General features: G+C 43.7%; 4 protein-coding genes and 1 pseudogene. 4 read left to right on the top strand and 1 reads right to left on the bottom strand.

Annotated features, from left to right (window positions below; genetic code table 11):
* From WKF69_RS06435 to WKF69_RS06450, 4 genes and pseudogenes are all read left to right on the top strand, one after another.
* Positions 1 to 212, top strand: a pseudogene (locus WKF69_RS06435) (short-chain dehydrogenase); the annotation flags it as partial.
* Positions 213 to 434: 222 nt separating this feature from the next.
* Positions 435 to 1034, top strand: coding sequence for a PspC domain-containing protein (locus WKF69_RS06440; protein WP_340380533.1), 600 nt, complete (start codon positions 435 to 437; stop codon positions 1032 to 1034).
* A gap of 56 nt (positions 1035 to 1090) precedes the next feature.
* Positions 1091 to 2032, top strand: a complete 942-nt coding sequence (locus tag WKF69_RS06445; protein ID WP_340380535.1) for a DUF5668 domain-containing protein — start codon at positions 1091 to 1093, stop codon at positions 2030 to 2032.
* Between the two features lie 71 nt (positions 2033 to 2103).
* On the top strand, positions 2104 to 2709 hold the full coding sequence (locus WKF69_RS06450) for an RDD family protein (protein WP_340380537.1): 606 nt from the start codon (positions 2104 to 2106) through the stop codon (positions 2707 to 2709).
* Positions 2710 to 2744: 35 nt separating this feature from the next.
* Here the strand turns inward: WKF69_RS06450 and WKF69_RS06455 are convergent.
* On the bottom strand, positions 2745 to 4314 hold a 1570-nt coding region (locus WKF69_RS06455), incomplete at its 5' end, for an energy transducer TonB (protein ID WP_340380539.1).

Genomic DNA, 4314 nt, shown 5'->3' on the forward strand with positions numbered 1-4314 from the left:
TTTTGAGAGAGGAGTTACTCAATTCAGGCATTAAAGTAACAGCCGTGCTGCCCGGAGCCACCCTTACTGATTCCTGGTCTGGCACTACCCTGCCGCCTGAACGTTTTGTGCTTGCTGACGACGTGGCAAAGGCTATGTTAAACTGCCTTTCAATGAGTGCAGGGGCTAATGTTGATGAAATAATTATACGTCCCTTGAAAGGCGAAATTTGAAAGCTGTCAGTCTTGGTTCCTGGTTCTTGGTTCCCTCCTTTCTCTTTCACCGACATTTTACCACATTTTACCGAGAACTTGGCATAGCCTGCCTATTTGCTGTCTAGAAGATGTGATTCTTAGTTTAGTTTTGATTTGTCAACGGGGCGGTAACCATCACAAACCAGTGGCTAACAACCAACAACTAATAACAAACAACCAAAAACTAATAACCAACAGAAAATGGAAAAGAAACTACAACGGAATGAGCAGGAAAAAACGATAGCAGGAGTGTGCGCCGGACTTGCTGAATACTTTGATGTGGACGTAACCTGGGTCCGCATTGCATTTGTGCTTGCCGTATTGGCTGGCTTCTCAGGAGTTTTGGCTTACCTGGTGTTATGGATAGCTGTACCAGTTAAACCATATGTTCCAAACTACGGTCAGTTTAATGCTGATTATAAAGTTTACGATAACGCGGCAAACCCAAACGGACCCATCAATGATCCGGCTTTTGCGGGAATTCCTTACCCTGAAAAGAAGAAATCCGGGAACGGTGCTATTATTATGGGAATTATATTCGTGTTCTTCGGGGCGTTCTTTCTAATGGATGAATTCAACTTTGTACCTTACTGGCTTGAATTTCACAAGTTATGGCCGCTGGTGTTCATTATCCCAGGGATAATGATGATAACTAACGCTAATAAAAAAACCTGGAAAGAGGAGTGGAAAGAAAAACAACGTACAGATCAGGAGGCTCAGGTAGCAGCCCAACAGGCAGATGCTCTAGTTACCGAAGAAGTTGTTATTATTAAAGACGAAAATTCAAATAAAGAAGCATAAAAATAAGGGCAGCTCGCTGCTCTTATTTTACAAGCATAAAAAAGAAATATAAAATTATGAAAACCGAAAAAATAATCTGGGGCCTGATCTTCATCTTCGTTGGAACTGTGTTCATGCTCGATAACTTTAACGTGATTAATTTTTACTGGGGGTCAATATGGCGGTTCTGGCCGATCATCTTCATCCTGATCGGTACAAACATGCTCTTAAGCAGATTCGCTAACAATACGACTGCGCCAATATTTGCAGCTTCGATTACCGTGCTGGTACTCACTTTTATTGCATATCAGGGCTCTATTCCGCAGAAGGACCGTGGTTGGTTTCATTATAATTCTGGTCACGACCGTAATGATGAAAATGTAAACTGGAGTAATGCAAGCGTGTTTTCCGAACCTTATACTGGATCGAAGTCAGCCACTTTGAATATCCAGGGCAGCGCAACGTCATACGAGCTTATGGATACAACCTCGATGCTCTTCCAGGCAGATGTTAAAGAGGCCACCGGCGGATACTCATTAGAGAAAACCATCCTTGATTCGGTTGATGTGCTTAATTTCCGCAAAAGGGATAAAAACGGCCGCGGTTTCAAAATGGACGACATGGAGAGCAACGAAACGCGGCTTAGGTTAAATGCAAACCCGGTCTGGGACATCACTGTAGAAATGGGAGCAGGTGAAACCAATTTCAATCTTGAAAACTTTAAGGTACGTCAACTTCGTTTTGAAGGAGGAGCAGCTTCTTTTGAAGCAAAAATTGGCTCTAAACTGCCTCTATCCGATGTGACAGTAGAAACTGGTGTTGCAAGTGTAGAGATAGAAGTGCCGAAGGAATCAGGATGCCGTATTGTTGTTGATAGCGGCCTGTCTTCAAAGGACTTTAACGGCTTCATAAAACAGGCTGATGGAACTTATAAAACCAGCAATTACAACACTGCTGTAAATAAAGTGAATATCAACCTGAAAGGTGGATTATCTTCATTCGAAGTAAAAAAGTATTAAATATATTTGTTACAGCCTGAGGCGGAAGCTTCCCGGATATAAGGGGAGCTTCCGTTTTGCGTATAAGGAGAATGGAAGAGTATAAAGTTGTCATAAAAGGTAAACCCGAAGGCCCATTTTCGTTTGAACAGTTAAAGGGCATGAAGATCAAGTCCGGAACTTTTGTCAAGACAGAGGACATGGACGACTATAAGGAGGCGCATGAGATCCCTGAACTATGCGAACTGTTTGGGATAAAGGCCCAGATAAGAAAACCGCAGTACTTTGCTTCCCTTGATGTTCGCCTTCTTGCAATTATCATAGACTATTTCATCGTCTTCGCGATCTATTGCGTACTGGCTACAATAGCTGTGCTTTTCGTTGGGGAGCGGGATGATAGGATCATTGTAGCACTTTCGGGGCTGGGGATTATCCCTATAGCAAAAATGATCTATAGTATAATCGCGGAGGCGTCGGACAGACAAGGAACTTATGGAAAATTTCTAATGGGCTTGAAGGTGACTGACGAATTCGGGCTGCCCATAAACCTCGGCCAATCAGTGGTAAGGAATTTATCAAAGCTTATTTGTGTCGCGACCCTGGGATTGGGATACGCTTTCGGGTTTTTTGATAAACGGCAGCAGTGTATTCATGATAAAATTGCTGGGACTTTGGTGATAAAAGATAGATTGATTTAGTTGAGAGTATTTTCCATGGTTTACCTGCTCATAAACTAACGGCTTGTCTGGAAGAATACAGGCATAGTATAGGCTACCCTAACCGGCTGGCCATTGTCAATCCCTGGTTTCCACTTAGGGCTGCTCTTTAAAACCCTAACAGCTTCCTCATCAGCACCTCCTCCGATACCTCTAAGAACTTTAATATCTGATGTGCTGCCATCCTTCTCTACAATAAAGGCCAGAATGACCCTTCCGGTGATATTTTTCCTTCTAGCCTCATCAGGATATTTTAAATTGGCTGTGAGATATTTCCCCCAACCCGGCATGCCGCCCGGAGGATCTGGAAGAATGTCAACACTAGCAAAATCATTGACGCCCGCGGGCAGCGATTCCCTGGGGTTTACGGTGGCAGTAGTTGTTCCTGTTTGTTGGCTAAGCTGAAAAAATATAGGCATAGTATACGCAACTCTTACTGCCCTGCCGTTTTGTATGCCTGGCTTCCATTTGGGGCTCGTACTTAGAACTCTGACCGCTTCTTCATCCGCACCTCCCCCGATACCTCTCAAAACTTTAATGTCTGATATGCCGCCATCCTTCTCTACGATGAAACTCAAAATGACCCTGCCGGTAATTTTTTTACTTTTTGCTTCGGCTGGATATCTTAAATTCGCTGTGAGATATTTCCCCCAACCTGCCATGCCGCCTGCAAATTCTGGAAGAACTTCAACACTAGAGAACTTTTCGACGCCAGCAGGCAGAACCGTTTTTTGATTTGCACTTGGATAGGGAGCTTGCGCTGATGGATAAAGTGAGAAAATGATCGGTAGACTATGGGCTACCCTGGCAGGCTTCCCATCTTTTGATCCGGGAATCCATTTTGGACTATTTTTAAGCATCCTCACTGCTTCTTCATCGGCGCCTCCGCCGATTCCTCTAATGACCTTAATATCTTCTAACGTGCCATCTGTGTCTACCACGAAGCTTGCGATTACCCTCCCCTGGATATTATTGTTTCTCGCTTGCGCGGGATAAAATAAATTTTTCGATAAATAATCATTCCATGCTTTCATTCCTCCGGGAAATTGAGGAAGACCATCCTGAATTGATAATTCCGGATCTTGGATTTGCACAGGCACTGTCATACCGGCTTTTGGGCCGGTATCGGATGTTTTATAGGCTATAACAGTAACTTGCCCGACAAAATTCTTTGCGCTAGCATCAGGCGCATAATCGGCCTGAGTCTCATTTCCCATCAGGTTATAGTTAATGGCGATGGAATAATTTTCATCCGGGGCATCAACGTCAGCTGTAAATAAAGAAAGAGCCCTGATAACTTCCTCATCAATGTCCTTATGTAAGCTTTTTTCAATTTGGCCGCCGCTTATTTTCTTATTCCTGACTATGAAATTTGCTACAACGATACCCGTGACATTAATGTCTCTTGCCGATTTAGGGTATTTTAGATTTCGGGTCAAATGTTTCTTGAAAACGCTGTAATCCGGCGCGCTCACGCCTTTTTCATCGTCGTCGCCCGGGCTAAATGTTGTGGAACGGGCTGATTCTTTTGCCGGTTCAGCAGCAGGTTTATTAAGGTCAAGCGCCGACATGATCTTATTGCTGGTC

The organism is Daejeonella sp. (assembly GCF_037719425.1).
Lineage (GTDB): Bacteria > Bacteroidota > Bacteroidia > Sphingobacteriales > Sphingobacteriaceae > Daejeonella.

Coding starts and splice junctions, on each gene's coding strand:
- WKF69_RS06440 (WP_340380533.1), top strand. CDS start 435: ATGGAAAAGAAACTACAACGGAATGAGCAGGAAAAAACGATAGCAGGA.
- WKF69_RS06445 (WP_340380535.1), top strand. CDS start 1,091: ATGAAAACCGAAAAAATAATCTGGGGCCTGATCTTCATCTTCGTTGGA.
- WKF69_RS06450 (WP_340380537.1), top strand. CDS start 2,104: ATGGAAGAGTATAAAGTTGTCATAAAAGGTAAACCCGAAGGCCCATTT.